24 protein-coding genes are annotated in these 23,349 nt (G+C 67.6%); 12 read left to right on the top strand and 12 right to left on the bottom strand.

Features of this window, described 5'->3' with window-relative positions; genetic code table 11:
• Nucleotides 1-10: 10 nt before the first annotated feature.
• From ACWV14_RS07695 to ACWV14_RS07680, 4 genes are all read right to left on the bottom strand, one after another.
• Nucleotides 11-697 (bottom strand): YceH family protein, encoded by a 687-nt coding sequence (locus ACWV14_RS07695; protein WP_454907468.1) that lies wholly within the window; start codon nucleotides 695-697, stop codon nucleotides 11-13.
• A gap of 80 nt (nucleotides 698-777) precedes the next feature.
• Entirely contained in the window at nucleotides 778-1,809 is a 1,032-nt protein-coding gene (locus ACWV14_RS07690; RefSeq protein WP_454907469.1) for an isocitrate/isopropylmalate dehydrogenase family protein, read from the bottom strand.
• Nucleotides 1,810-2,002: 193 nt separating this feature from the next.
• Nucleotides 2,003-2,674: a hypothetical protein gene (locus tag ACWV14_RS07685; RefSeq protein WP_454907470.1), complete on the bottom strand. Its 672-nt coding sequence runs from the start codon at nucleotides 2,672-2,674 to the stop codon at nucleotides 2,003-2,005.
• Between the two features lie 61 nt (nucleotides 2,675-2,735).
• Nucleotides 2,736-3,377, bottom strand: coding sequence for an LpxA family transferase (locus ACWV14_RS07680; RefSeq protein WP_454907471.1), 642 nt, complete (start codon nucleotides 3,375-3,377; stop codon nucleotides 2,736-2,738).
• A gap of 89 nt (nucleotides 3,378-3,466) precedes the next feature.
• Here ACWV14_RS07680 and metG point away from each other — a divergent pair, with 89 nt between their 5' ends.
• Nucleotides 3,467-5,566, top strand: coding sequence for a methionine--tRNA ligase (gene metG, locus ACWV14_RS07675; RefSeq protein ID WP_454907472.1), 2,100 nt, complete (start codon nucleotides 3,467-3,469; stop codon nucleotides 5,564-5,566).
• Nucleotides 5,567-5,628: 62 nt separating this feature from the next.
• The gene (locus ACWV14_RS07670) at nucleotides 5,629-7,308 is read left to right on the top strand and encodes a SulP family inorganic anion transporter (RefSeq protein ID WP_454907473.1); all 1,680 of its coding nucleotides are present in this window, start codon (nucleotides 5,629-5,631) and stop codon (nucleotides 7,306-7,308) included.
• A gap of 14 nt (nucleotides 7,309-7,322) precedes the next feature.
• Here the strand turns inward: ACWV14_RS07670 and ACWV14_RS07665 are convergent, their stop codons facing one another.
• Nucleotides 7,323-7,799: an outer membrane protein assembly factor BamE gene (locus ACWV14_RS07665; RefSeq protein WP_454907474.1), complete on the bottom strand. Its 477-nt coding sequence runs from the start codon at nucleotides 7,797-7,799 to the stop codon at nucleotides 7,323-7,325.
• Between the two features lie 69 nt (nucleotides 7,800-7,868).
• Between ACWV14_RS07665 and ACWV14_RS07660 the strand changes: the two genes are divergently transcribed.
• The 7 genes from ACWV14_RS07660 (at nucleotide 7,869) to ACWV14_RS07630 (ending at nucleotide 13,442) form a co-directional block, all read left to right on the top strand.
• Entirely contained in the window at nucleotides 7,869-8,075 is a 207-nt protein-coding gene (locus ACWV14_RS07660; RefSeq protein ID WP_081265980.1) for a DUF3460 family protein, read from the top strand.
• Nucleotides 8,076-8,153: 78 nt separating this feature from the next.
• The gene (locus tag ACWV14_RS07655) at nucleotides 8,154-8,990 is read left to right on the top strand and encodes a segregation and condensation protein A (RefSeq protein WP_422085332.1); all 837 of its coding nucleotides are present in this window, start codon (nucleotides 8,154-8,156) and stop codon (nucleotides 8,988-8,990) included.
• A gap of 2 nt (nucleotides 8,991-8,992) precedes the next feature.
• The gene (nadB, locus tag ACWV14_RS07650) at nucleotides 8,993-10,585 is read left to right on the top strand and encodes an L-aspartate oxidase (RefSeq protein WP_454907475.1); all 1,593 of its coding nucleotides are present in this window, start codon (nucleotides 8,993-8,995) and stop codon (nucleotides 10,583-10,585) included.
• Nucleotides 10,586-10,653: 68 nt separating this feature from the next.
• Nucleotides 10,654-11,547, top strand: a complete 894-nt coding sequence (gene panB / locus ACWV14_RS07645; protein ID WP_454907476.1) for a 3-methyl-2-oxobutanoate hydroxymethyltransferase — start codon at nucleotides 10,654-10,656, stop codon at nucleotides 11,545-11,547.
• Between the two features lie 14 nt (nucleotides 11,548-11,561).
• Nucleotides 11,562-12,404, top strand: a complete 843-nt coding sequence (gene panC / locus ACWV14_RS07640) for a pantoate--beta-alanine ligase (RefSeq protein ID WP_454907477.1) — start codon at nucleotides 11,562-11,564, stop codon at nucleotides 12,402-12,404.
• A complete protein-coding gene (gene queE, locus ACWV14_RS07635; protein ID WP_454907478.1) occupies nucleotides 12,401-13,039 on the top strand; it encodes a 7-carboxy-7-deazaguanine synthase in 639 nt (212 codons plus the stop codon). The genes panC and queE overlap by 4 nt, the downstream gene beginning before the upstream one ends.
• Nucleotides 13,040-13,079: 40 nt before the next feature.
• Nucleotides 13,080-13,442, top strand: a complete 363-nt coding sequence (locus ACWV14_RS07630; RefSeq protein WP_056578341.1) for a 6-pyruvoyl trahydropterin synthase family protein — start codon at nucleotides 13,080-13,082, stop codon at nucleotides 13,440-13,442.
• Nucleotides 13,443-13,563: 121 nt separating this feature from the next.
• On the opposite strand, the gene nadA is transcribed toward ACWV14_RS07630, so the two are convergent.
• From nadA to ACWV14_RS07600, 6 genes are all read right to left on the bottom strand, one after another.
• Nucleotides 13,564-14,688 carry a quinolinate synthase NadA gene (gene nadA, locus ACWV14_RS07625; protein WP_454907479.1) on the bottom strand — a complete coding sequence of 375 codons (1,125 nt, stop codon included), beginning with the start codon at nucleotides 14,686-14,688 and terminating at the stop codon, nucleotides 13,564-13,566.
• A gap of 10 nt (nucleotides 14,689-14,698) precedes the next feature.
• Complete coding sequence (gene nadC, locus ACWV14_RS07620) at nucleotides 14,699-15,577, bottom strand: carboxylating nicotinate-nucleotide diphosphorylase (RefSeq protein ID WP_454907480.1); 879 nt, start codon at nucleotides 15,575-15,577, stop codon at nucleotides 14,699-14,701.
• Between the two features lie 25 nt (nucleotides 15,578-15,602).
• Nucleotides 15,603-16,637: an NAD(P)H-dependent glycerol-3-phosphate dehydrogenase gene (locus ACWV14_RS07615; RefSeq protein ID WP_454907481.1), complete on the bottom strand. Its 1,035-nt coding sequence runs from the start codon at nucleotides 16,635-16,637 to the stop codon at nucleotides 15,603-15,605.
• A gap of 24 nt (nucleotides 16,638-16,661) precedes the next feature.
• Nucleotides 16,662-17,126, bottom strand: coding sequence for a protein-export chaperone SecB (gene secB / locus ACWV14_RS07610; RefSeq protein WP_339092078.1), 465 nt, complete (start codon nucleotides 17,124-17,126; stop codon nucleotides 16,662-16,664).
• A gap of 127 nt (nucleotides 17,127-17,253) precedes the next feature.
• A complete protein-coding gene (gene grxC, locus ACWV14_RS07605; protein WP_409196135.1) occupies nucleotides 17,254-17,514 on the bottom strand; it encodes a glutaredoxin 3 in 261 nt (86 codons plus the stop codon).
• 20 nt (nucleotides 17,515-17,534) lie between these two features.
• Nucleotides 17,535-17,918: a rhodanese-like domain-containing protein gene (locus ACWV14_RS07600; protein ID WP_422089142.1), complete on the bottom strand. Its 384-nt coding sequence runs from the start codon at nucleotides 17,916-17,918 to the stop codon at nucleotides 17,535-17,537.
• Nucleotides 17,919-18,023: 105 nt separating this feature from the next.
• Here ACWV14_RS07600 and gpmA point away from each other — a divergent pair, with 105 nt between their 5' ends.
• The 3 genes from gpmA to ACWV14_RS07585 all read left to right on the top strand — a co-directional run bounded on the left by gpmA (nucleotide 18,024) and on the right by ACWV14_RS07585 (nucleotide 21,195).
• Entirely contained in the window at nucleotides 18,024-18,767 is a 744-nt protein-coding gene (gene gpmA, locus ACWV14_RS07595) for a 2,3-diphosphoglycerate-dependent phosphoglycerate mutase (protein WP_422085323.1), read from the top strand.
• Nucleotides 18,768-18,870: 103 nt separating this feature from the next.
• Complete coding sequence (locus ACWV14_RS07590; RefSeq protein ID WP_081266027.1) at nucleotides 18,871-20,313, top strand: S41 family peptidase; 1,443 nt, start codon at nucleotides 18,871-18,873, stop codon at nucleotides 20,311-20,313.
• Between the two features lie 117 nt (nucleotides 20,314-20,430).
• Nucleotides 20,431-21,195: a HesA/MoeB/ThiF family protein gene (locus tag ACWV14_RS07585; RefSeq protein WP_454907482.1), complete on the top strand. Its 765-nt coding sequence runs from the start codon at nucleotides 20,431-20,433 to the stop codon at nucleotides 21,193-21,195.
• Between the two features lie 7 nt (nucleotides 21,196-21,202).
• Here the strand turns inward: ACWV14_RS07585 and ACWV14_RS07580 are convergent, their stop codons facing one another.
• Nucleotides 21,203-23,224: an AsmA family protein gene (locus ACWV14_RS07580; RefSeq protein ID WP_454907483.1), complete on the bottom strand. Its 2,022-nt coding sequence runs from the start codon at nucleotides 23,222-23,224 to the stop codon at nucleotides 21,203-21,205.
• Nucleotides 23,225-23,349 lie beyond the last annotated feature (125 nt).

Genomic DNA, 23,349 nt, shown 5'->3' with positions numbered 1-23,349 from the left:
AGTACCAGAATCAGTCCGTTTCGGAAATTCCAAGCTCGGAGCACACACGCGCGAGCAGCGCCTTGAGCGACGCCACCTCGGTTTCGAGCCGCGCCACGTTGGCCTTGAGCGCCGCGACCTCGCCCAGCGACACGTCGTGCGGCGCATAGGCTGCGTCGGACGATCCACTCCCCGGCCCCGCGACTTCTTCCGCCGGCGTGCCGCTCAACAGGTGTGCCCAGCGGCTCTCGCGCGCGCCTGGCAACCGTGCCAGCTTGACGACCAGCGCCCCGGCAGGGCGTTCCGCCAGTTCGTTGAGGAAGCCCTCGACCGACGAGATGTCGGCGAAGTTGTGCATTCGGTCGCAGGCAATGCGCAGTTCGCCCGCCGTCTGCGGGCCGCGCAGCATCAGCACGGTCAGCAGGATGATCGACTGCGACGGAATGCGCAGCACGCGGTCGATGTTGTGCTCGTATCGGTAGGCGCGCCCACCGCTGGTTTCGACGACGAGGCTGTAGCCCTTCAGGCTGTCGATGGCAGCCTGCACCTGCGACTCGGTGAGCTCGAGCACCGGGTTGCGGCTGGTCTTCTGGTTGCAGCCCGACACCAGCGAATTGAGCGTGAGCGGGTAGCTGTCGGGCACGGTGCGCTGCTTCTCGGCCAGCACGCCGAGGACACGGGTTTCGAGGAGGGACAGGACGGGCAACGGAGTGGACATGACTCGACAGAAATTCTCGAAATGAAAACGCAAAGCACGGCACGGGGCGCGACCGCGTCGCAAGCCCCATGCAGCGAAACTCAACCGCCGTTGATGCGGGCGACGAGTGCCTTCGTGAACGCCTCGGTGCCCGCCGTGCCGCCCAGGTCGCCGGTGCGCACCTTGTCGATGTTCAGCGTCTCGTCGATGGCCGTGCGCAGGCGGGTGGCCAGCTCGGGCAGCCTGACGTGGTCGAGCATGAGCGCGGCAGCCAGCAGCAGCGCGGTCGGGTTGGCGATGCCCTTGCCGGCGATGTCGGGCGCGGAGCCGTGCACCGCCTCGAAGATCGCGGCGTCGGCGCCGATGTTGGCGCCGGGCGCCATGCCCAGGCCGCCGACCAGGCCCGCCACCAGGTCGGACAGGATGTCACCGAACAGGTTGGTCGTGACCAGCATGTCGAACTGCCACGGGTTCAGCACCAGCTTCATGGCGCAGGCGTCGATGATGACCGTGTCGAGCTCGAACTTGCCCTTGTACTTCTTCTCGTACAGGTCCAGGCCGGTCTCCAGGAAGATGCCCGTGAGCGCCTTCATGATGTTGGCCTTGTGCACGATCGTGACCTTCTTGCGGCCCGTGGCCACGGCTGTCTCGAAGGCGTACTCCAGCAGGCGGCGGCTGCCCTGACGGGTGTTGATGCCGGTGGCCATGGCCACGGCGTGCGGGTCGCCGTCGATCGGTACGTAGTGCTCGTGGCCGATGTACAGGCCCTCGAGGTTCTCGCGCACGACCACCAGGTCGATCTTGTCGAAGCGGCCGCCCGGAATGATGGTGCGCGCGGGGCGCAGGTTGGCGTACAGCTGGAACTCTTCGCGCAGCCGCACGTTCGACGAGCGGTAGCCGCCGCCCGAAGGCGTTTCCAGCGGCCCCTTCAGCGCGAGGCGGGTGCGGCGGATGCTGTCCAGCGTGGCCAGCGGCAGCGGGTCGCCAGCGGCCACCACGCCGCCCAGGCCGGCGATCTGGCGGTCCCATTCGAAGGGAGCGCCCAGCGCATCGAGCGCGGCCAGCGTGGCGTCGACGATTTCGGGGCCGATGCCGTCGCCGGGTATCAGGGTTGCGGGAATGGAGGTGGTCATGGGTTGGGCGCTCAGGTCGGTTGGCGAGGAACTTGCGGAGACCGGCTCCCTGCATCGGGTGTGGCGGGGGTCGCGCGCACTCGCCGGGCGGTCTACGCCGGGATCATCCCACGGCGTGCCCGCACCGTGGGGCCAAAGCCTTATGCCCCGGGGGATGCGCGGCTGATTTCCCAGTCGGCATCCCTTTCACGCCTCAGCGTTCTTCCAGGCCGTCGAGTTCGTAGCTGAAGAGCGAATCGCCCTTGGCGGTCTTCACCTGCATCTTGATGACACCGTACTCAGGCGCGTACCAGGAGTCGACCGAGTTGTCCTCGCCGCGCGAGCGCACATGGCAGACGTTTTCGAAAGTGCGAGCGTTGTAGTTCGGCTTCAGCTCCAGGTTCTCGAAGCCCACGAAGACATGCTCGGACTGGTACCTGTTCCCGAAGTCGAAGGCCTCGTTGCCCGCGCTCGTCGTCTTCACGCCCTTGCCGGCCAGCTTGAAAGTGCCGCCCGGCTTGACGTCGGCCGGAACCTCGGGAAACGGTGCCGAGAAGACTTCCTTGATGACGATCTTGCTCGCGTTGCCGCCCAGGGCCGCGACGCCGTATTGCTCGGAACCCAGCCGCTGGCGGCCGGTTTCATCGAAGAACTTCGCGGTCTTGACGCCGCCGTCGGTGCTCACCACGCTCATGGCCGCCTTGCCCGCGAACTGGGCCTTGACGATCTGGATCTTCGAGCGGTCGCTCAACGTGTAGCTCACGCCGGGCTTCAGCTTGAAGCAATCGGCAAAAGATGGTGCAGCGGCGATGGCGCTGGTGGTCGCCGCGGCTGCAAATACCGCGCCCAGAATCGCCTTGAAACCAAATGACTTAGCACTGTGCATCGAATCCTCCCTGTGTTTTGGAGTGGAAATGATGCCATGCGGATTTGACCGATTTTTCAGCTCATCGCGAGTCGTCGGGCACCTCCTGATCGAGCAGCGAAGCGCGGCCGACAACGCTGCCGGGCAGCAACAGCGCACCGGGCGCAATGACCGCGTTGGCGCCGATGCGCACGCCGTCTCCGATGAGAGCACCGAACTTCTCGCAGCCCGTACCCAGCAGCGCCCCGCCCTTGCCGCTTCGCACGAAGACCTGCTTGTCCGCCCGCTCGTTGCGGTGGTTGCAGACGATGCTTCCCGCTTCCATGTTGACACCCGCGCCCACGACCGAATCGCCGACGAAGTTGAAGTGCGCGAGCGCCGCGCCCGCAAACACGAAGGACGATTTCAGCTCCACGCCCGGCCCGATGCTGCAGCGCGCGTCGACCCAGTTGCCGCCGCGCAGGTACGCCCCGGCGGCCACGAAGCAGCCGGCCCCGAGGATCAGCGGCCCCTTGAGCACCGCGCCGGGCTCGACCGTCGCGCTGCGGTGCACGGCCACCTCGCCGTCGATGGCGTATTCGTTGGCGGGCAGGCCGGCCAGCAGGCGGCGAACGATTTCGGGCGCTTGCGGCGGCAGTTCCCAGGGGAGCGAAGCGGCCCAGGGAGCGAGGGGCGAGGCGGCGAATCCGGCGACGTAGTCGGCAAGTTCGAAGGCATGCGGCATGGGGGCGATGCTGCCATCAAACCCATGGGCGGACGCGGCCACCTAAAATGCCCGGTTCCCCGTCAGCCACTCCGAAAGCGCCCTTCCCGATGTCCGCCCCGCGCAAGCTCTTCGTTACCACCGCCCTGCCGTACGCCAACGGCAAGTTCCATATCGGCCACATGATGGAATACATCCAGGCCGACATCTGGGTGCGGAACCAGCGAATGAACGGCGCCGAGGTCAACTTCGTCTGCGCCGACGACGCGCACGGCGCGGCCATCACCATCGCGGCCGACAAGGCCGGCGTGACGCCGCAGGCCTTCGTGGCCGAAATCGCCGCGGGCCGCAAGCCCTACCTCGACGGCTACTACATCTCCTTCGACAACTGGCACTCGACCGACGCGCCCGAGAACCACCAGCTCGCGCAGGACATCTACCGCGACCTGCGGGCCAACGGCCTCATCAGCACCAAGAGCGTCGAGCAGTTCTACGACCCTGAAAAGGGCATGTTCCTGGCCGACCGCTTCATCAAGGGCGAGTGCCCCAACTGCCACTCGAAGGACCAGTACGGCGACAACTGCGAGGTGTGCGGCGCCGTGTACGCGCCCACCGAGCTGATCAACCCCTACTCGGCCCTGTCGGGCGCCAAGCCCGAACTGCGCAGCTCGGAGCACTTCTTCTTCAAGCTCTCCGACCCGCGCTGCGAGGCCTACCTGAAGGAATGGACCGCCGCGCCCGGCCACGTGCAGTCCGAGGTGCAGAACAAGATCCGCGAATGGCTCTACAAGGACGACGAGGGCAAGGGCGGCCTCGGCGACTGGGACATCAGCCGCGACGCGCCCTACTTCGGCATCGAGATCCCCGACGCGCCGGGCAAGTACTTCTACGTGTGGCTCGACGCTCCCGTGGGCTACCTGGCATCGCTGAAGAACCTGCTGGACAAGCGCTGCATCGAACTCGGCGGCGACGGCATCTCGTACACCGAGTACATGGCCGACCCCGACCTGGAGCAGGTGCACTTCATCGGCAAGGACATCATCACCTTCCACACGCTGTTCTGGCCCGCGATGCTGCACTTCAGCGGCCGCAAGGCGCCCGATGCCGTGTACGTGCACGGCCACCTGACAGTGAGCGGCGAGAAGATGAGCAAGAGCCGCGGCACCGGCATCGACCCGCTCAAGTATCTGTCGATCGGGCTCGACCCCGAATGGCTGCGCTACTACATCGCCGCCAAGCTCAACGGCCGCAACGAAGACATCGACTTCAACCCCGAGGACTTCGTGGCGCGTGTCAACAGCGACCTCGTGGGCAAGTACATCAACATCGCGAGCCGCGCCGCGGGCTTCATCGGCAAGCGCTTCGGCGGCAAGCTGGGCGAGGTGTCGGCCGACGGCGACGCGCTGCTGTTCACGCTGCGCGACGCGGCCACCCAGATCCACACGCTGTACGACGGCCGCGACTACGCCCGCGCCCTGCGCGAGGTGATGGCGCTGGCCGACAAGGTGAACGAATACGTCGACCAGAACAAGCCCTGGGAGTTGGCCAAGAAGGAAGGCGCCGAGGCGCGCCTGCACGACGTGTGCACCGTGTGCATCGAGGCCTTCCGCCTGCTCACGCTGTACCTGAAGCCGGTGCTGCCGGCGCTGGCCCTGAACGTCGAGGCTTTCCTCAACACCTCGCCGCTGGTCTGGGCCGATGCGGCGCAGTCGCTGCCCGCGGGCCACGCCATCGGCGACTACAAGCACCTGATGCAGCGCGCCGACCCCAAGCAGGTCGACAAGCTGTTCGACGCACCCGAGGCGCCCGCAGCAGCACCCGCCGCCGCGACGGAATCGCAGGAGCTGCCCGGCGGCGAAGCCATCGCGCCCACCATCACCATCGACGACTTCGCGAAGATCGACCTGCGCATCGCGAAGATCGTGGCCTGCGAGAAGGTCGAGGGCTCGACCAAGCTGCTGCGCCTGACGCTCGACGCGGGCGAAGGCAAGACCCGTAACGTGTTCAGCGGCATCGCCTCCGCCTACCAGCCCGAGCAGCTCGTGGGCAAGCTCACGGTGCTGGTCGCCAACCTCGCGCCGCGCAAGATGAAGTTCGGCATCAGCGAAGGCATGGTGCTGGCCGCGAGCCACGGCGACGAAAAGGCCCACCCCGGCATCCACGTGCTGGAGCCGTGGCCGGGCGCGACGCCGGGCATGCGCGTGCGCTGATTCCCAAGCGGGACGGGGTCAATTCGAGGCGCGGCGGCGCGCGGGCCACAATCGGCGGGCCCATGCATTCCCCGCTGAACCTCCACCGCTTTCGTCCACGCCTGATGGACGCGCTCACGGACTACAACCGCGCGCGTTTCTTCAAGGACCTGGGCGCGGGCGCGACGGTCGGCATCGTGGCGCTGCCGCTGGCAATGGCCTTCGCCATCGCGTCGGGGCTCAAGCCAGAGGCCGGCATCTGGACGGCGATCATCGCGGGCTTCCTGATTTCTCTGCTGGGCGGCTCGGCGGTGCAGATCGGCGGGCCGGCGGGCGCGTTCATCGTGATCGTCTACGGCATCGTCGAGCGCTATGGCGTGGCCAACCTGCTGATCTCCACCGCCTGCGCGGGCGTGCTGCTGTTCATGGCGGGGCTCTTCGGGCTGGGGCGGCTGGTGCGCTTCGTGCCGCTGTCGATCGTGGTGGGTTTCACCAACGGCATCGCGGTGCTGATCCTGCTGTCGCAACTCAAAGACCTGCTCGGCCTGACGGTGGCGAAGATGCCGGCCGACGTGTTTTCGCAGCTGCACGCAATGGCGCTGCAGATCGGCACCTTCAACCCTTACGCCTTCGCGCTGGGCGTGGCTTGCGTGGCGGGCCTGCTGCTGTGGCCGCTGCTGCTGCGCGCCGAATCGAAGATCGGAGCCGCGGTGCTGCGCGTCGGCGGCCGCGTGGCGCGCACGCGGGCCGTGCAGGTGGGCGCGCGCATGCCGGGGCCGATCGTGGCGCTGGTCACGCTCACGCTGGTGTCCTGGGGCTTCGAGCTGCCGGTGGAAACCATCGGCACGCGCTTCGGCGGCATTCCCGAAGGCGTGCCGGCCTTCGCGCTGCCAGACTTTTCATGGGAGACGGTGAAGCAGCTGGTCACGCCCACGCTGACCATCGCGCTGCTCGGCGCCATCGAATCGCTGCTGTGCGCGCGCGTGTCCGACCAGATCAGCGGGCAGCCCCGGCACGACCCGAACCAGGAACTGATGGCGCAAGGCATCGCGAACGTGGTCACGCCTTTCTTCGGCGGCATGCCGGCCACGGGCACCATCGCGCGCACCGTCACCAACATCCGCTCGGGCGGCACTTCGCCTATCGCGGGCATGGTGCATGCGCTGACCTTGCTGCTGGTGGTGCTGCTGGCCGCGCCGCTAGCGCGCCATGTGCCGCTCGCGGTGCTGGCGGGCATCCTGGTGTTCGTGGGGCTGAACATGGGCGAGTGGCGCGAGTTCACGCCAACGCAGCTGCGGCATTTCAGCCGGCACTACCGGCTGCTGATGCTCGGCACCTTCTTCCTCACGGTGGTGTTCGACCTGACGGTGGCGGTGCAGGTCGGCATCGTGCTTGCTTGCGCGCTGTTCATCCGGCGCATGAGCGGGCTGTTCAGCGTGGAGCTGGTGACGCTGCAGCCGCCGGTGCTGACCTACCGCATCTACGGCGCGCTGTTCTTCGGCGCGGCGGCCAAGCTGGACGAGGCGGTGAACGCCGCCGAGCGCGCGCCGCGCGGCATGACGGTGGTGCTCGACGCCACGCACCTGATCTATCTGGACGCCACGGGCGTCGACGCGCTGCGGCAGTTGCACCGCGCGGTGCTGGCGCGCGGCGGGCTGCTGCGCATCGAGTCGCTGCAGCCTCAGCCGCGCGAGGTGATCGAGCGCTCCGGCTTCGCGGAGGAACTGGTGACAGGCCGGCCCGCCGCGGCGCACGGCGCCTGAGGCTGCCTTGGGGATCAGGGCGCCTCGGTGCCCCGGTCGGGCGACGAGCCGCTGCGCACCACGCGCTGGTCGTCGTTAAGAGTGGCGGTGAAGACCATGGACGAGTTCGGCGGCTGCACCCAGCGCCATTCCCATTCGGTCTCGCGCCTGAGCGCATAGGGCGTGACCTTGGCGGGCTTGCCGAGCATCTTGCGCAGGTCTTCCATCATCATGCCGGGCTGCACCCTGGCGAAATTCTCGGGCGTCAGCACCTGGCGCAGCGCGCTCATCTTGCCGTCCGTGCCGATCGTGATCATGTAGTTCTTCTGGCCCTGTGGCTGGCGGTTGTATTCGAAGATGCGGCCGCGGTTCGGGCCGTCCCAGATGTTCTCGGGCTCGCCGAAACGGGCGCGCACGTCGGCTTCGGTGGAAACGCCTTCCTCGAGTTCGCTGATGTTCTTCGAGTCGCAAGCCGCGAGCCCCAATACGGCCGCCAGCAACGCCGATGCCATGCCGATCCGCCATCCTCTCCGATGCTTCATGCCGTCCCCGGTAAAATTCGCGCCATAAAGGTCCAGTCTATGTCCATCTTCCGCCGCCCCCACTACTCTTCCGAGATCACCAACTTCATCGAAGAGATGAAGGAAAAGAAGCCAACGCTGGAAGCCGAACAGCGTGCCGGCCGCGCCCTGCTGTGGGACAAGCACCTCGACCGCAGCCTGCTCGAGGAATACAGCGAAGCCCGCGTTCCGATGCAGCCGTACGTCTACCAGACCCAGCCCAAGTAACTCATCGGTGACGCCAAATTGGCATCCAACGCCCGCCCGCATTGCGCCGACAGCTATTGAAATGATAGCGATCGACCGATGAACGGAGACGAGGACAACGGCACGCTGGTGGTCGCCATGCCGGACGTGGTCGACCAGGTCGCGCTCGCGAGGCTCTATGGCGAGCCGCTGTTCGCGATGCCGAAGGACCTGTACATCCCGCCCGAGGCGCTGCAGGTGTTCCTCGAGGCCTTCGAAGGCCCGCTGGACTTGCTGCTTTACCTGATCCGCAAGCAGAACTTCAACATCCTCGACATCCCGATGGCGGGGCTCACGCGGCAGTACCTGAGCTACGTCGACGAGATCCGCCAGACGAATCTCGAACTCGCGGCCGAATATTTGCTGATGGCCGCGATGCTGATCGAGATCAAGTCGCGCATGCTGCTGCCGCCCAAGAAGGTGGCCGACGGCGAGGAAGCCGAAGACCCCCGTGCCGAACTGGTTCGCCGCCTGCTCGAATACGAGCAGACCAAGCTGCAGGCCGCCGCCATCAGCGCCATGCCGACCTACGGCCGCGACTTCTGGAAGGGGCAGGTCTACATCGAGCAGTCGCTGAAGCCGCGCTTCCCCGACGTCGACGTGGCCGAGCTGCGCGACGCCTGGGCCGACATCATGAAGCGCGCCAAGCTCGTGCAGCACCACAAGATCTCGCGCGAGGAGCTCAACGTGCGCGAGCACATGAGCATCGTGCTGCGCCACCTGCAGGGGCAGCGCTTCGTGGAGTTCGAGAAGCTGTTCGACGTGTCGCGCGGCGCGCCGGTGCTGATCGTCACCTTCATCGCGATGCTGGAGCTCGCGAAGGAAACGCTGATCGACATCACGCAGGCCGAGGCCTTTGCTCCCATCTACGTCAGGCTGGCCTACTCGCCAACTTAACGATGGCTCACCCCCAGTCTGCGCGCGACTTCGACGTCCTCATCGTCGGCAGCGGCCTGGCCGGCCTCTCGGCCGCGCTGCACCTGGCGCCCACGCACCGCGTGGCCGTGCTGACCAAGCGCGCGCTGAACGACGGCTCCAGCGCCTGGGCGCAGGGCGGCATCGCCGCGGTGCTGGCGGCGGGCGACAGCTTCGACGCGCACGTGGAAGACACGCTGGTGGCCGGCGCCGGCCTGTGCGATGTCGAGGCCACGCGCTTCGTGGTCGAGCACGCGCCCGAGGCCATCGGCTGGCTGCGCGAACTGGGCGTGCCATTCTCGGAAGAAGATGGCGGCCTGCACCTGACCCGCGAAGGCGGCCACAGCCAGCGCCGCATCGTGCACGTGACCGACGCCACTGGCGCGGCAGTACAGCAGGTGCTGATCGAGCGGGTGCGCCGCACGCCGAACATCACGCTGTTCGAGCACCACACGCTGGTCGACCTGATCACCGGCCGCAAGCTCGGGTTCGCCGACCCGGCCTGCCAGGGCCTTTACGCGCTCGACGACCAGACCGACGAGGTGCTGGCCTTCCGTGCGCCGCACACCATCCTGGCCACCGGCGGAGCAGGCAAGGTGTACCTGTACACCACCAACCCCGACACCGCCACCGGCGACGGCATTGCAGCCGCGTGGCGCGCGGGCTGCCGGGTGTCGAACATGGAGTTCATCCAGTTCCACCCGACCTGCCTGTACCACCCGCACGCCAAGTCTTTCCTGATCAGCGAGGCGGTGCGCGGCGAAGGCGGGCTGCTCAAGTTGCCCGACGGCACCCGCTTCATGCCCAAGCACGACGAACGCGCCGAGCTCGCGCCGCGCGACGTCGTGGCCCGCGCCATCGACTTCGAGATGAAGAAGCACGGCCTGGACTGCGTGTACCTCGACATCTCGCACCAGCCGGCGGCATTCCTGAAGGAGCACTTCCCCAACATCCTTGCGCGCTGCGCGGAGCTGGGCATCGACATCACGCGCGAGCCCATTCCCGTGGTGCCGGCCGCGCACTACACCTGCGGCGGCGTGCTCGGCGACCTGAGCGGGCGCACCGACGTGCCCGGCCTCTATGCCATCGGCGAGACCGCCTGCACCGGCCTGCACGGCGCCAACCGGCTGGCCAGCAACTCGCTGGTCGAATGCATGGTGTTCGCGCGCGCGGCCGCCGGTGCCATCGCCTCGGCACCGGTGCGCGAGCGCGCCGAACTGCCGGCCTGGGACGACAGCCGCGTCAGCGACGCCGACGAGGCCGTGGTCATCTCGCACAACTGGGACGAGCTGCGCCGCTTCATGTGGGACTACGTCGGCATCGTGCGCACCAACAAGCGCCTGGAGCGCGCGAGCCACCGCATCGCGCTGCTGCAGGCCGAGATCCACGAGTTCTATGCGAACTTCCACGTCACGCGCGACCTGCTCGAGCTGCGCAACCTGGTACAGGTGGCCGAGCTGATCGTGCGCTCCGCGCAGGCCCGCCACGAGAGCCGTGGCCTGCATTTCAGCCGCGACTACCCCTCGCTCGCCGAGCGCGCAGCACCCACGGTGCTGGCGCCTCCGGCCGACCGTTAGACCCACCCGCTTCGTTTTCTTCACTCAAGGATGCCCGGCCACCGACGCCCGCAGGGAGAAACCCAACCATGTCGAACACCACACCCACCAACGAAACGCCACCGGCCTCGCCCTACGGCACGCTGCCGCCGGCCTCCCCGCCCGCATTGCGCAAGCCGGTGAGCCTGCCGCGCCTGGCCGACATGCACGCGCGCGGCGAGAAGATCGCGATGCTCACGGCCTACGACGCCACCTTCGCGGCCATGGCCGACGCGGCAGGCATCGACTGCCTGCTGGTCGGCGATTCGCTAGGCATGGTCTGCCAGGGCCTGAGCAGCACGGTGGGCGTGAGCCTGGAGGCCATGCGCTATCACACCGACAGCGTCTCGCGCGGCCTGCGCCGCGTGCAGGGCACGGCCTGGCTGATTGCCGACCTGCCCTTCGGCAGCTACCAGGAGTCGCGCGAACAGGCGCTGCGCAGCGCCACCGTGCTGATGCAGGCCGGCGCGCACATGGTCAAGCTCGAAGGCGGCGGCTGGACCGCCGACACGGTGCGCTTCCTGGTCGAGCGCGGCATTCCGGTGTGCGCCCACCTCGGCCTGACACCGCAGACGGTGCACGCGCTGGGCGGCTACCGCGTGCAGGGCAAGGGCGACGCCGCCGGCGCGCTGCTGAAGCAGCAGGCCCATGCGCTGCAGGAAGCTGGTGCGGCAATGCTGGTCCTCGAGATGGTGCCGGCCGCGCTGGCCGCCGAACTCACCGCCGAGCTCAAGCACTGCGCCACCATCGGCATCGGCGCCGGCAGGGCCACCGCCGGGCAGGTGCTGGTGTTGCACGACATGCTGGGCATCAACCTCGCAAAGATGCCGAAGTTCGTGCGCAATTTCATGGCCGATGCGCCGGGCGTGCTGCCCGCGCTGAAGGCCTATGTGCAGGCCGTCAAGGACGGCAGCTTCCCCGACGACCGACTCCACGCCTGGTAAAGGAAACCGCTTCCATGTACATCGCACACACCATCGAAGAACTGCGCGGCCGCCTGTCCGCCAGCAAGCGCCCCGCCTTCGTGCCCACCATGGGCAACCTGCACGACGGCCACATCGCGCTGGTGAAGCAGGCCAGGCCGCTGGGCGACGCCACGGTCGCCAGCATCTTCGTCAACCGGCTGCAGTTCCTGCCGCACGAAGACTTCGACACCTACCCGCGCACCTGGGACAGCGACTGCGAGAAGCTGCGCGCCGCCGGCTGCGACGTGCTGTTCGCCCCCACCGAGAAGGTGCTGTACCCGGAGCCCCAGACCTGCAAGGTGCACCCCGACCCGGCGCTGGCCGACATCCTCGAAGGGCACTTTCGCCCCGGCTTCTTCATCGGCGTGTGCACGGTGGTGATGAAGCTCTTCCAGTGCGTGCAGCCGCGCGTGGCGGTGTTCGGCAAGAAGGACTACCAGCAGCTGATGGTGATCCGCCACATGGTGCGGCAGTTCGCGCTGCCCATCGAGATCGTGGGCGGCGAGACCTTCCGCGCCGACGACGGGCTGGCGCTGTCGTCGCGCAACGGCTACCTGAGCAAGGACGAGCGCGCGGAGGCCGTGCAGCTGTCGAAGGCGCTGCGGGCCATGGCCGAGGCGGTGCGCGAGGGGGAGCGCGATTTGGCCGCGATAGAAGCGCGGGCAATGCAGTCGCTGGCGCAGCGCGGCTGGCAACCGGACTATCTTGTGCTGCGGCGCCGTGCCGACCTGCAGGCGCCGTCCGCCGGGGAACCGCTCGTGGCACTGGCCGCGGCGCGCCTTGGCAGCACGCGGCTGATCGACAACCTGGAGATCGAGGCTTTCGCAACGCCATGAGCTACAGCGTCAAGGAAATCTTCTACACCCTGCAGGGCGAAGGCGGCCAGGCCGGCATGCCGGCCGTGTTCTGCCGCTTTGCCGGCTGCAACCTATGGAGCGGCCGCGAGGAAGACCGGGCGTCCGCCGTCTGCCGCTTCTGCGACACCGATTTCGTCGGCACCGACGGCACGCTGGGCGGCAAGTTCAAGACCGCCGACCTGCTGGCCGACACCATCGCCGCGCAATGGCCCGCCGGCGACGCCGATCACCGGCTGGTGGTCCTCACCGGCGGCGAACCGCTGCTGCAGGTCGATGCGGCGCTGGTCGATGCATTGCATGCTCGGCGCTTTCGCATCGCGGTGGAGAGCAACGGCACGGTCGAGGCGCCCGAGGGCATCGACTGGCTGTGCATCAGCCCCAAGGCCGGCGCGCCGTGGGTGCAGCAGCGCGGCCAGGAACTGAAGCTGGTGTGGCCGCAGGCCGAGTTCGACCTCGACACGATGGCACGCACGGGCGAATTCACGCACCGCTTCCTGCAGCCGATGGACGGGCCCGACCGGGGCGCGAACACCGAGCTTTGCATTGCCGAATGCATGAAGCAGCCCGCATGGCGGCTCAGCGTGCAGACCCACAAGATCACCGGCATCCGCTGAAGCGGCCGCCTCTTTTTTTCTCCGAGTTTCTTTTTTGACGATGCGCTTCACCATCAGCCAACGCTTTTTCTTCGACGCCGCTCACACGCTGAAGCGGGAGATCGAAGTCGAAGGCAGCCGCCGTATCCACGGCCACACGTACCACGCGGAGGTATGGCTTGCCGGGGAGCGCGATCCAGTGACGGGCATGGTGATCGACCTGGGGCTGCTGCGCCGGCGCCTGGAAGACGTGCGCGAGCAGCTCGACCATCACCTGCTGGACGACGTGCCAGGGCTGCATCCGCCGACGCTGGAGAACCTTTGCGTGTTCATTGCGGAGGCGTTGCCGGATTTGAGGGCGTCGCTGGCAAGGGTGCGGGTGTGGCGCGAGGCGCTGGGGGACTCCTGCACCGTGGAGTTCTAGGTTTTTCTTTCCCCCTCCCCCTCTGGGGGAGGGCTGGGGTGGGGGCAAGCGGCGCCACCATCAAGCGCTCTGCCAGCCCCCATCCCAACCTTCCCCCAGAGGGGGAAGGAGCAAGTCGGGTTCAGGCAGCGCCGATGCCAGCTACCAAACTACCTGGCGCCTGCCCATTCTTCAGCCCCGCCGTAAACGCCAGCATCCGATCGATCGGCACCCGCGCCCGCAGCCCCAGCGCCGGATCGACATGGATCTCGCCCGCGCCCGTTTCCAGCGCGTTCGCCAGTTCCACCAGCCCGTTCATCGCCATCCACGGGCAGTGCGCGCAGCTCTTGCAGGTGCCGCCGTTGCCCGCCGTGGGTGCTTCGATGAAGGTCTTGCCAGGATTCAGCGTGCGCAGCTTGTGCAGCATGCCGCTGTCGGTGGCGACGATGAATTCGCTCGCATCCATGCGCTGGGCGGCGTTCAGGATGGCGGAGGTCGAGCCCACCGCATCCGCCAGCGCGATCACGTCCGATGGCGACTCGGGGTGCACCAGCACCCTGGCCTTCGGATGCTCCTTCATGAGCAGTTCGAGCTCCAGCGCCTTGAACTCATCGTGCACGATGCAGGCGCCGTTCCAGCTCACCATGTCCGCGCCGGTCTGGCGCTGGATGTAGTCGCCCAGGTGGCGGTCGGGGGCCCAGAGAATCTTTTGGCCCGCCGCGTGCAGCGCGTTCACCACGTCGAGCGCGCAGCTCGAGGTGACGAGCCAGTCGGCACGCGCCTTCACGGCAGCGCTGGTGTTGGCGTAGACCACCACGGTGCGGTCGGGGTGCTGGTCGCAGAAGGCGCTGAACTGCTCCACCGGGCAGCCCAGGTCGAGCGAGCAGTTCGCGTCCAGGTCGGGCATCAGCACGCGCTTTTCGGGCGACAGGATCTTCGAGGTCTCGCCCATGAAGCGCACGCCCGACACCACCAGCGTTTGCGCGGCATGGTCACGGCCGAAGCGCGCCATTTCGAGTGAATCGCTCACGATGCCGCCGGTTTCCTCGGCCAGGTCCTGCAGGTCGGGGTGCACGTAGAAGTGCGACACCATCACCGCGTTGCGTTCGCGCAGCAGGCGGCGGATGCGCTCCTTCAATGCAATGCGCTCGTCCGGCGAAGGCTCGGGCGGCACACGGGCCCAGGCGTGGCGGGTGTCGCAGACGGAGCCCGCCTGCGATCCGGCGGGTTGTTCGTAGTCGACGTCGATGACGGAAGCGGTCGTCATGGGGGGAAGCTCAGTTGTCCTGAAAGCGCATCGAATAGTCGACGGCTTTCACGTCCTTGGTCAATGCGCCGACGGAAATACGGTCGACGCCGGTCTCGGCCAGAGCGCGCAGGCCTTCGAGCGTCACGCCGCCCGAGATTTCCAGCACGGCCTTGCGGTCGTCGCCCACGGCATCGTTGATGCGCACCGCTTCGCGCAGCGTGGGCAGGTCCATGTTGTCGAGCAGCACCATGCGCGCGCCGGCTTCCAGCGCCTCGTGCAGCTGGGCCAGCGTCTCCACCTCGACCTCGACGAAAGTGGCCTGCGACGCCACCGGCGCGACCGCACGCAGCGCCGCGGCAACGCCGCCGGCAGCGGCAATGTGGTTTTCCTTGATGAGCACCGCGTCGTACAGGCCGATGCGGTGGTTCAGGCCGCCGCCGGTGCGCACCGCGTACTTCTGCGCCAGGCGCAGGCCCGGAATGGTCTTGCGCGTGTCGACGATGCGCGCGCGGGTGCCGCGCACCGCGTCGGCATAGAGGGCGGTCTTGGTGGCGACCGCGCTCAGCAGTTGCAGGAAGTTGAGCGAGGTGCGTTCGGCCGTCAGCAGCGCGCGCGCCGCGCCTTCGATTTCGAGCACGACCTGGTCGGCCGCGCAGCGCTCGCCCTCGGCGCAGCGCCACTCGATGCGCACCTCGGGGTCGAGCTGCCGCAGCGTGGCCTCGACCCAGGGGGCGCCGCACACCACGGCGGATTCGCGCGCCAGCACGCGGGCGCGGGCTCGGCGGGCGGGATCGACCAGCGATGCGGTCAGGTCGCCGTCGGCAACGTCTTCTTGCAACGCACGAGCGGCATCGGCGCGGGCCAGCGCGGCCACGGCCGACGCTGAAAAATCAAAGCGAAGGCTCATGGCTCTTTCTGTCTTCAGTCTTTTTTCAGGAGGGATGACGGGGGGACGGCGCGGGCGGCACGGACTCCGGCACCGGGTCGCGACCAGTGAGCGCCGCGACGGCGTCCTGCGGACCCACGCGGCCGTCGAGCAGCGCAACCACGCTCTCGGAGATCGGCATCTCGATGCCGAGGCCGCGCGCGCGCTGCACCACGGTGCGGGCGCAGTACACGCCCTCGGCCACATGGCCCAGCGAATCGACCGCCTGGGCCAGCGTGCGGCCCTGGGCCAGCAGCAAGCCGACCTTGCGGTTGCGCGACAGGTCGCCGGTGGAAGTCAGCACCAGGTCGCCCAGGCCGGAAAGTCCCATGAAGGTCTCGGCGCGGGCACCGAGCGCGAGGCCCAGGCGCGTCATTTCGGCGAGGCCGCGCGTGATGAGCGCCGCGCGGGCGTTGAGCCCGAGCGCGAGGCCGTCGCACAGGCCGGTGGCGATGGCCAGCACGTTCTTGACGGCGCCGCCCACTTCCACGCCCACGATGTCCTCGTTGGCATAGACGCGCAGCGCCGGTCCGTGGAAAGCCTCGACGAGCGCGTCGCGCACGGCGGCATGGGGGCTGGCGGCCACCAGCGCGGTCGGCCGCCCTTCGGCGACCTCCTGCGCGAAGCTGGGGCCGCTGAGCACGCCCGCGGCCAGGTCGGGCGCGACCTGCGCCCATATCTCGTGGGCGAACAGGCCGAAGGATTCGGGAGAGGTGTCGAGCGCGGGCTCCACGCCCTTGCACAGCCACGCCACTGGCGCGGTCGTGCCGCGCAGTGCGACGAGCTGTTCGCGCAGGGCGGCCATGGGCGTGGCCACGATGACGAGGTCGGCGCCGGCCCGTGCCTGGCCGATGTCGCCCGCGCGCACGGCGAGCGAGGCCGGCAGTGCCAGCCCGGGCAGGTATCGGGTGTTTACTCGCGCCTTCGAAATGGCGTCGGCCTGGGCCGCGTCGCGGGCCCAGAGCGTGACCTCGTGGCGGCCCGCCGCGTTGACAGCTACCGCCGTGCCCCAGGCACCGGCGCCATGAACGCAGATCTTCATCGGCGTTGGCGGCGTCGTGCCGGCTTACTGTGCCAGGGTGGGCGCGGCCTGGCCGGCGGCCTGTGCCTGCTGCTGCTCGTACATCGCCTGGAAGTTGATTTCGGCGAGGTGCACGGGCGGGAAGCCGCCACGCTGGATCACGTCGGCAACGTTGCCGCGCAGGTACGGGTACACGATTTGCGGGCAGGCGATGCCGAGGATGGCGCCCATCTGCTCTTCGGGCAGGTTGCGGATTTCGAAGATGCCGGCTTGCTTGGCTTCGACCAGGAACACGGTCTTGTCCTGGATCTTGGTCTGCACGGTGGCCGACACGGTGATCTCGAAGATGCCGTCGGCCACGGGCTGGGCGTCCACGCCAAGCTGGATGTCGACGGTGGGCTGTTCCTGCTCCAGCAGGATGGCGGGCGAATTGGGTTGTTCGAGCGACAGGTCCTTGAGGTAGACGCGCTGGATCTGGAAGACGGGATCTTGGGCTTGCTGGTCGGCCATGGCTGAACTTTCGAGGATCAAAACAATGCCCGCCGGGGAGAGGTTCCCGCAGCGGGCTGCAGATGAATAGGCGAACGATTATCGCCCGACGCCCGGGTCGCTCCTGCGACGCCGGTTGCTTTCTGTTTCAGGCGCCCTGCAGCAGGGGCACGAGGCCGCCGCGGCTGTCGAGGGCCATCAGGTCGTCGCAGCCGCCCACGTGGGTGTCGCCGATGAAGATCTGCGGCACCGTGCGGCGCTGGGTGATTTCCATCATGGTGCTGCGGGCCTGGGGGTCGGTGTCGATGCGGATCTCTTCGATCTGCTCGACCCCCTTGGACTTGAGGATTTGCTTCGCACGCGTGCAGTAGGGGCAAACGGCGGTGGTGTACATCTTGACTGCTTGCATACGATTCATCTCGGGGAGGTTCAGGCCTTTTCAACCGGCAGATTAGCCTCTTTCCAGGCCTTGAGCCCGCCAGCCACGGCTTGGGCCTGCTCGTAGCCCAGCTTCTTGGCCATGGCCACGCCGCGCTGGGCGCGGGCGCCCGTGGCGCAGACCAGCAGCAGCGGCACGTTCTTGTTCTTGACCGCGCCAGTCAGCTTTTCCTCCAGCTGGTTCAGGGGCACGTTCTTGGCGCCGATCATGTGGCCGGCGGCAAACTCCTCGGGTTCGCGCACGTCGACCAGCACGGCACGCTCGCGGTTGATGAGCTGCACGGCGCCCTGCGCGGTGAGCGTTCCGCCGCCCGCCCCCCGCACCAGCGGCCAGGCCAGCATGGCACCCGAGCTGAGCGCGATCAGGATCAGCATCCAGTTCGCGGTGACGAATTCGATCAATTTCACGGGGGTTCCTTGAATGGCAAACCGGGGATTTTAGAATGCGAGGTTTCGCAAGCGCAGCCAAAGGCCTCCCACATGCACAAACTGGTATTGATCCGTCACGGTGAATCGACCTGGAATCTTGAAAACCGCTTCACCGGCTGGACGGACGTCGACCTCACCGAGACCGGCGTGGAGCAGGCCAAGCAGGCCGGCCGGCTGCTCAAGGCCGAGGGCTACGACTTCGACGTCGCCTATACGAGCGTGCTGAAGCGTGCCACCCGCACCCTGTGGCACACGCTCGACGAACTCGACCGCACCTGGCTGCCGGTGGTGCATTCCTGGCGCCTCAACGAGCGCCACTACGGCGGCCTGCAGGGCCTGAACAAGGCCGAAACCGCCAAGAAATACGGCGACGAGCAGGTGCTGGTCTGGCGCCGCAGCTACAGCACCCCGCCGCCGCCGCTGGAAGCCAACGACCCGCGCAGCGAACGTTCCGACGTGCGCTACGCCAAGCTGTCGCCCGAGCAGATTCCCCTGACCGAATGCCTGAAGGACACTGTCGCCCGAGTGCTGCCGTTCTGGAACGAATCGATGGCGCCGGCCATCCGCGCCGGGCGCCGCCTGGTGGTGGCGGCGCACGGCAACTCGATCCGCGCTCTCGTGAAGTACCTGGACGGCATTTCCGACGACGCGATCGTCGGGCTGAACATCCCGAACGGCATTCCGCTCGTCTACGAGCTGGACGACGATCTCAAGCCCCTGCGCCACTACTATCTCGGCGATGCCGCCGCAGCCGAAAAGGCCGCCGCCGCGGTGGCCTCGCAGGGTAAAGGCTGAAGAAACCCTCTCCTGCCGGCCCATTCGTGGAACCCCGGCAGGCAATTTGCTTCCAAGCTGTGTATATTGGTTCGACAGCCGCCGACAAGGACAACCACTCATGATGGGCCAGAAACTGAAGATCACCGGCTGGGTCGCCGCCGGCGCCGTTGCAGGCGTCCTGACCACCGTCTCGTTGCAGACAGTCGCACGCGGTTCGCTTGCGCCACTGCCGCTCGAGGAATTGCAGCAGCTCGCTGCCGTCTTCGGCATGGTCAAGAGTGACTACGTCGAGCCGGTCGACGAGAAAAAGCTCATCTCCGATGCCATTTCGGGCATGGTCGCCGGGCTCGACCCGCATTCCCAGTACTTCGACAAGAAGTCATTCAAGGAATTCAGGGAAGGCACGACCGGCCGATTCGTCGGCGTGGGCATCGAGATTTCCCAGGAAGACGGCCTGATCAAGGTCGTTTCTCCCATCGAAGGCTCCCCGGCGTTTCGCGCCGGCCTCAAGCCCAATGACCTGATCACCAAGATCGACGACACCGCCGTGCGCGGCCTGTCGCTGAACGAGGCGGTCAAGCGCATGCGCGGCGAAGCCAACACCAAGGTGCTGCTGACCATCTTCCGCAAGGACGAGAGCCGCACCTTCCCGGTCACGATCACGCGCGAGGAAATCCGCACGCAGTCGGTGCGCGGCAAGATCATCGAACCCGGCTACGGCTGGATCCGCCTGTCGCAGTTCCAGGAACGCACCGTCGACGACTTCGTCAAGAAGATCGACGAGATGTACAAGGAAGACCCGAACCTCAAGGGCCTGGTGCTCGACCTTCGCAACGACCCGGGCGGCCTGCTCGACGCGGCGGTGGCTGTGTCGTCGGCATTCCTGCCCGAGAACGTCACGGTGGTTACCACCGACGGCCAGCTGGCCGAAAGCAAGTCGATCTATAAGGCGGCGCCGGAGTTCTACCAGCGCCGTTCGGGCAGCGATCCGCTGCGCAGCCTGCCCGCGGCGCTGAAGACAGTTCCGCTGGTGGTGCTGGTGAACGAAGGCTCGGCCTCGGCCAGCGAAATCGTCGCCGGCGCGCTGCAGGACCACAAGCGCGCCACCATCATGGGCAGCCAGACCTTCGGCAAGGGCTCGGTGCAGACGGTTCGCCCGCTCGGCCCGGACACCGGCCTGAAGATCACCACGGCGCGCTACTACACGCCAAGCGGCACCTCGATCCAGGCCAAGGGCATCGTGCCCAACGTGCTGGTCGACGAAAGCGCCGAGGGCAGCCCCTTTGCCGCCCTGCGCATGCGCGAGGCCGACCTCGAGAAGCATCTGGCCAGCGGCCAGGGCCCCGAAGTCAAGGACCCGGAACGCGAAAAGGCCCGCGACGAAGCCCGCAAGCGCCTCGAGGAAGAAGCCAAGAAGCCGCCGCAGGACCGCAAGGTGCCCGAGTTCGGCACTGACAAGGACTTCCCGCTGGTGCAGGCGCTCAATCGCCTGAAGGGCCAGCCGGTGCTCGTGAGCAAGACGCAGGTCATCGTCGACAACAAGGAAGAAAAGAAAGAGAACTGAGCTGGATAAGCCAGGTTTTCTTTCAGGAATACCGCGGAACCGGCTTTGCCGGGCCGCTGGTATTGCCCCCGGCAGGGGGTGGGCGGCCACACGGAGTGGGCAAGCCTGGGGGCGAGCATGAACGACCACGAGTTGCTGCGCTACTCGCGCCATATCCTTCTCGAGGAATTCGGCATTGACGGGCAGGAGCGCGTCAGTGCCGGACGGGTTCTCGTGATCGGCGCCGGCGGGCTGGGCTCGCCGGTGGCGCTCTACCTTGCCGCGGCAGGGGTCGGCCACATCGTGCTGGTCGACGATGACGAAGTCGATCTCACCAATCTCCAGCGCCAGGTGGCTCACACGCATGCGCGTGTCGGGCGCTCCAAGGTCGAATCCGCCGCGCAGGCAATGCGCGACATCAACCCGAGTATTTCCATCGAGACGCACGCCGTGCGCGCCGACGAGGCGCTGCTGTCCAGGCTGGTCAGCCAGGCCGACGTGGTGGTCGACTGCTGCGACAACTTCGCCACCCGGCAGGCCGTCAACCGTGCCTGCGTGGCTCATGCCAAGCCGCTGGTGGCGGGTGCGGCGATCCGTTTCGACGGGCAGTTGAGCGTCTACGACACGCGCGACGCGACGTCCCCCTGCTACGCCTGCCTGTTCCCGCCCGATGCAACTTTCGAAGAGACGCGCTGCGCCGTGCTGGGGGTATTCGGCCCGGTGGTGGGGACGATCGGCACGCTGCAGGCCAGCGAGGCGCTCAAGCTGCTCGCTGGCATCGGTCCGTCATTGGCGGGCAAGCTGCTGATGTTCGACGGGCGCAGCACCAGCTTCGACAACTTGAGGGTCGCGCGCGACCCGCACTGCAGCGTCTGCGCGCAACGCCCCTCTCCCTCCGCCTAGAACCCGCTCAAGGCTGCTTCACAGGCTGCTTGGCACCCTTGGCCCTCGCGGCGCCGTTGGCCGCAGCCCCCGCCGTCGGGCGGTTCGCATCGCCCAGCACGCCCTTGCAGTCGGCGTCCTCGCCCGGCCCGGTCTCGATGGTCGCGGCCAGTGCCAGCAGAGGGTTGATGGCCCCCAGCGCCAGCGCGGCCAGCCCCCGTTCTGCGAGCGGCGCCACCTGCAGGCCGCCCTTGGGCTCCCCGAAAGTGCCACCCACCACCAGCGGCGTGCGGATCGACAGGATGTTCTTGCTCTTCGGCTCCGGACGGATCACGAAATCCAGCCCTTCTGTCGCGAGGTTGGCCTGGCCGGTGGCGGTGAATACCGCGTTGGTCGTGTCCACCACCAGCGTGCGTCCGGTCATCACTCCCTTGTTGACGTCGAATGCCAGGGCCGCGCAGCGCAGTTCGACGTTGCGATCGCCGCGCAGCAGGAACTTGATGATGTCGCCGCCCACCAGCGTCGCGAACACCGGCAGCAGGTTGCCGAACTGGCCACGACCCGAAATCACCGCCACATCGCCGGAGACGCCCCCCAGCCAGTTGGCCACGGTACTGCCCGAGCCTGAGAGGTTGATGCGCCCGTCCAGCCGCCCCACGCTGTTGCCAGTGGTTTCCAGCTTGGGGAACAGGCGGGCCAGCTGCATGGCGCGCATGTCCAGCGACGCACGGATGTCGGCCGGGTTCTTGGATGCGTCGATGCGGATCGCCCCGCCCAGCTTGCCGCCGGCCACGCCCAGGTCGAGCGGGTCGAGCGTGAGCACGCCGCTGTCCAGCTTCACCTGCACGCTGCCGCGGTCGAGCGGGATGTCGCGCACGTTCTGGATGCGGTCGGCGGTGTATTTCACGTCGGCATTCATGGCGCGCAAGCGCTCGAAGTCGAGCGGCGCGGTGGGCAGCACCTTGCCGCCCGCCCGCTTGACCTGCGTCACGGTCGGCGGCGGAGCCACGCCTTCCACCGTGTTCGCGGTGCGCGCCGTGGGCGGCAGGCCGATCAGCGGGCCGAGGTCGTCCATGTCCATCACGCGCGAACGCAGTTCGCCCGACAGGTACGGCAGCTTGCCGGACTGCTCGAAACGCATGTCGCCGGCAATGTCGGACAGGCCCAGCTTGCCCTTGAGGCCGGCAACGCCCCAGAGCGTGCCGCGCTTGCTCAGGTCGCCGCTCAGCGCATAGGGCGAGGTCTGCGGCAGCGCAATGCCCAGCAGCGGGAACAGCGCGCCCAGCGTCTGGCCCTTGAGCTCGAACTTGGCGTCGATGCCGTCGAGCCCCGACAGCTCAGCCACGGTGCCGGCCGCCTTCAGCTGGGTCTGGCCGGCCGCCGCGTTGATTTCCAACGGGAACGGCGGTGCGCCGGCGGCGTTGATCTGGAGCACATTGCCGGTGCGGCCGGTGGCGGTCAGCGGCTGGCCCTTGTAGCGGCCCTTGATGCGGTAGTTGAGCGGCATTTCGCCGCGGCTGGTGTCATAGCTCAGGTCGGCGTGCAAGTCGACGCCCAGGTGCTTGGCCAGAAAGTCGACGGCCCCGGTGTCGACCTGCAGCAGGCCGATGCTCGGCACCGTGCCGGAGTCGGAGGTGTCCTTGCCCAGCGCCCACGTGCGGCGGCCGTCCTGCTCCATCTGCAGGCCGACCGTGGGCGAGAACAGCGCAAGGCGCGGAATGTTCACTTTGCCGGCCAGGAGCGGCCAGATGCGAATGTCGAACTCTGCGCGGTCCGCCTCCACCAGATAGGGGTCGCGGGCCCAGGACGGATTGGCGAATTCGATGCCGTCGAACTTGACGGTTGCCTGCCGCAGCCCGAGGTTCACGTCGAGCCGGCGCGTGATCTCGAACTTGCGGCCGGTCTTCTCGCTCACGTAGCGGTTGACCGGCTCGCGCAGCACGTCCCACGGGAAGAACGCCAGCACGATCACCAGCACGGCCAGCAGCAGCACGAGGAAAGCCAGCGACTTCTGCCAGACGGGCCGGGAGCGAAAGATGTTCGTTGCCATGTTCAATGGGATACCTTGGGTACGGCCCGTCCAGGGTCGGCAGGAGACCGCAGAAACCGTGCGGCATGGCCTACGGCGAAGCTTTGCGGATGGATCGTCGGAACCCGCCTACAACACCCGGTCCA

It is taken from the genome of Variovorax durovernensis (genome assembly GCF_977011995.1).
This window is presented reverse-complemented; position numbering and strand designations above follow the sequence as displayed.

What these genes read in the sequence shown, in the direction of transcription:
- ACWV14_RS07600 (WP_422089142.1), bottom strand. Translation starts at nt 17,918, where the DNA reads ATGCTGATCCTGATCGCGCTCAGCTCGGGTGCCATGCTGGCCTGGCCG.
- ACWV14_RS07695 (WP_454907468.1), bottom strand. Translation starts at nt 697, where the DNA reads ATGTCCACTCCGTTGCCCGTCCTGTCCCTCCTCGAAACCCGTGTCCTC.
- metG (WP_454907472.1), top strand. Translation starts at nt 3,467, where the DNA reads ATGTCCGCCCCGCGCAAGCTCTTCGTTACCACCGCCCTGCCGTACGCC.
- panB (WP_454907476.1), top strand. Translation starts at nt 10,654, where the DNA reads ATGTCGAACACCACACCCACCAACGAAACGCCACCGGCCTCGCCCTAC.
- ACWV14_RS07590 (WP_081266027.1), top strand. Translation starts at nt 18,871, where the DNA reads ATGGGCCAGAAACTGAAGATCACCGGCTGGGTCGCCGCCGGCGCCGTT.
- ACWV14_RS07615 (WP_454907481.1), bottom strand. Translation starts at nt 16,637, where the DNA reads ATGAAGATCTGCGTTCATGGCGCCGGTGCCTGGGGCACGGCGGTAGCT.
- ACWV14_RS07585 (WP_454907482.1), top strand. Translation starts at nt 20,431, where the DNA reads ATGAACGACCACGAGTTGCTGCGCTACTCGCGCCATATCCTTCTCGAG.
- ACWV14_RS07685 (WP_454907470.1), bottom strand. Translation starts at nt 2,674, where the DNA reads ATGCACAGTGCTAAGTCATTTGGTTTCAAGGCGATTCTGGGCGCGGTA.
- nadC (WP_454907480.1), bottom strand. Translation starts at nt 15,577, where the DNA reads ATGAGCCTTCGCTTTGATTTTTCAGCGTCGGCCGTGGCCGCGCTGGCC.
- panC (WP_454907477.1), top strand. Translation starts at nt 11,562, where the DNA reads ATGTACATCGCACACACCATCGAAGAACTGCGCGGCCGCCTGTCCGCC.
- ACWV14_RS07690 (WP_454907469.1), bottom strand. Translation starts at nt 1,809, where the DNA reads ATGACCACCTCCATTCCCGCAACCCTGATACCCGGCGACGGCATCGGC.
- ACWV14_RS07655 (WP_422085332.1), top strand. Translation starts at nt 8,154, where the DNA reads ATGAACGGAGACGAGGACAACGGCACGCTGGTGGTCGCCATGCCGGAC.
- ACWV14_RS07665 (WP_454907474.1), bottom strand. Translation starts at nt 7,799, where the DNA reads ATGGCATCGGCGTTGCTGGCGGCCGTATTGGGGCTCGCGGCTTGCGAC.
- grxC (WP_409196135.1), bottom strand. Translation starts at nt 17,514, where the DNA reads ATGCAAGCAGTCAAGATGTACACCACCGCCGTTTGCCCCTACTGCACG.
- ACWV14_RS07580 (WP_454907483.1), bottom strand. Translation starts at nt 23,224, where the DNA reads ATGGCAACGAACATCTTTCGCTCCCGGCCCGTCTGGCAGAAGTCGCTG.
- queE (WP_454907478.1), top strand. Translation starts at nt 12,401, where the DNA reads ATGAGCTACAGCGTCAAGGAAATCTTCTACACCCTGCAGGGCGAAGGC.
- nadB (WP_454907475.1), top strand. Translation starts at nt 8,993, where the DNA reads ATGGCTCACCCCCAGTCTGCGCGCGACTTCGACGTCCTCATCGTCGGC.
- gpmA (WP_422085323.1), top strand. Translation starts at nt 18,024, where the DNA reads ATGCACAAACTGGTATTGATCCGTCACGGTGAATCGACCTGGAATCTT.
- ACWV14_RS07670 (WP_454907473.1), top strand. Translation starts at nt 5,629, where the DNA reads ATGCATTCCCCGCTGAACCTCCACCGCTTTCGTCCACGCCTGATGGAC.
- secB (WP_339092078.1), bottom strand. Translation starts at nt 17,126, where the DNA reads ATGGCCGACCAGCAAGCCCAAGATCCCGTCTTCCAGATCCAGCGCGTC.
- nadA (WP_454907479.1), bottom strand. Translation starts at nt 14,688, where the DNA reads ATGACGACCGCTTCCGTCATCGACGTCGACTACGAACAACCCGCCGGA.
- ACWV14_RS07660 (WP_081265980.1), top strand. Translation starts at nt 7,869, where the DNA reads ATGTCCATCTTCCGCCGCCCCCACTACTCTTCCGAGATCACCAACTTC.
- ACWV14_RS07630 (WP_056578341.1), top strand. Translation starts at nt 13,080, where the DNA reads ATGCGCTTCACCATCAGCCAACGCTTTTTCTTCGACGCCGCTCACACG.
- ACWV14_RS07680 (WP_454907471.1), bottom strand. Translation starts at nt 3,377, where the DNA reads ATGCCGCATGCCTTCGAACTTGCCGACTACGTCGCCGGATTCGCCGCC.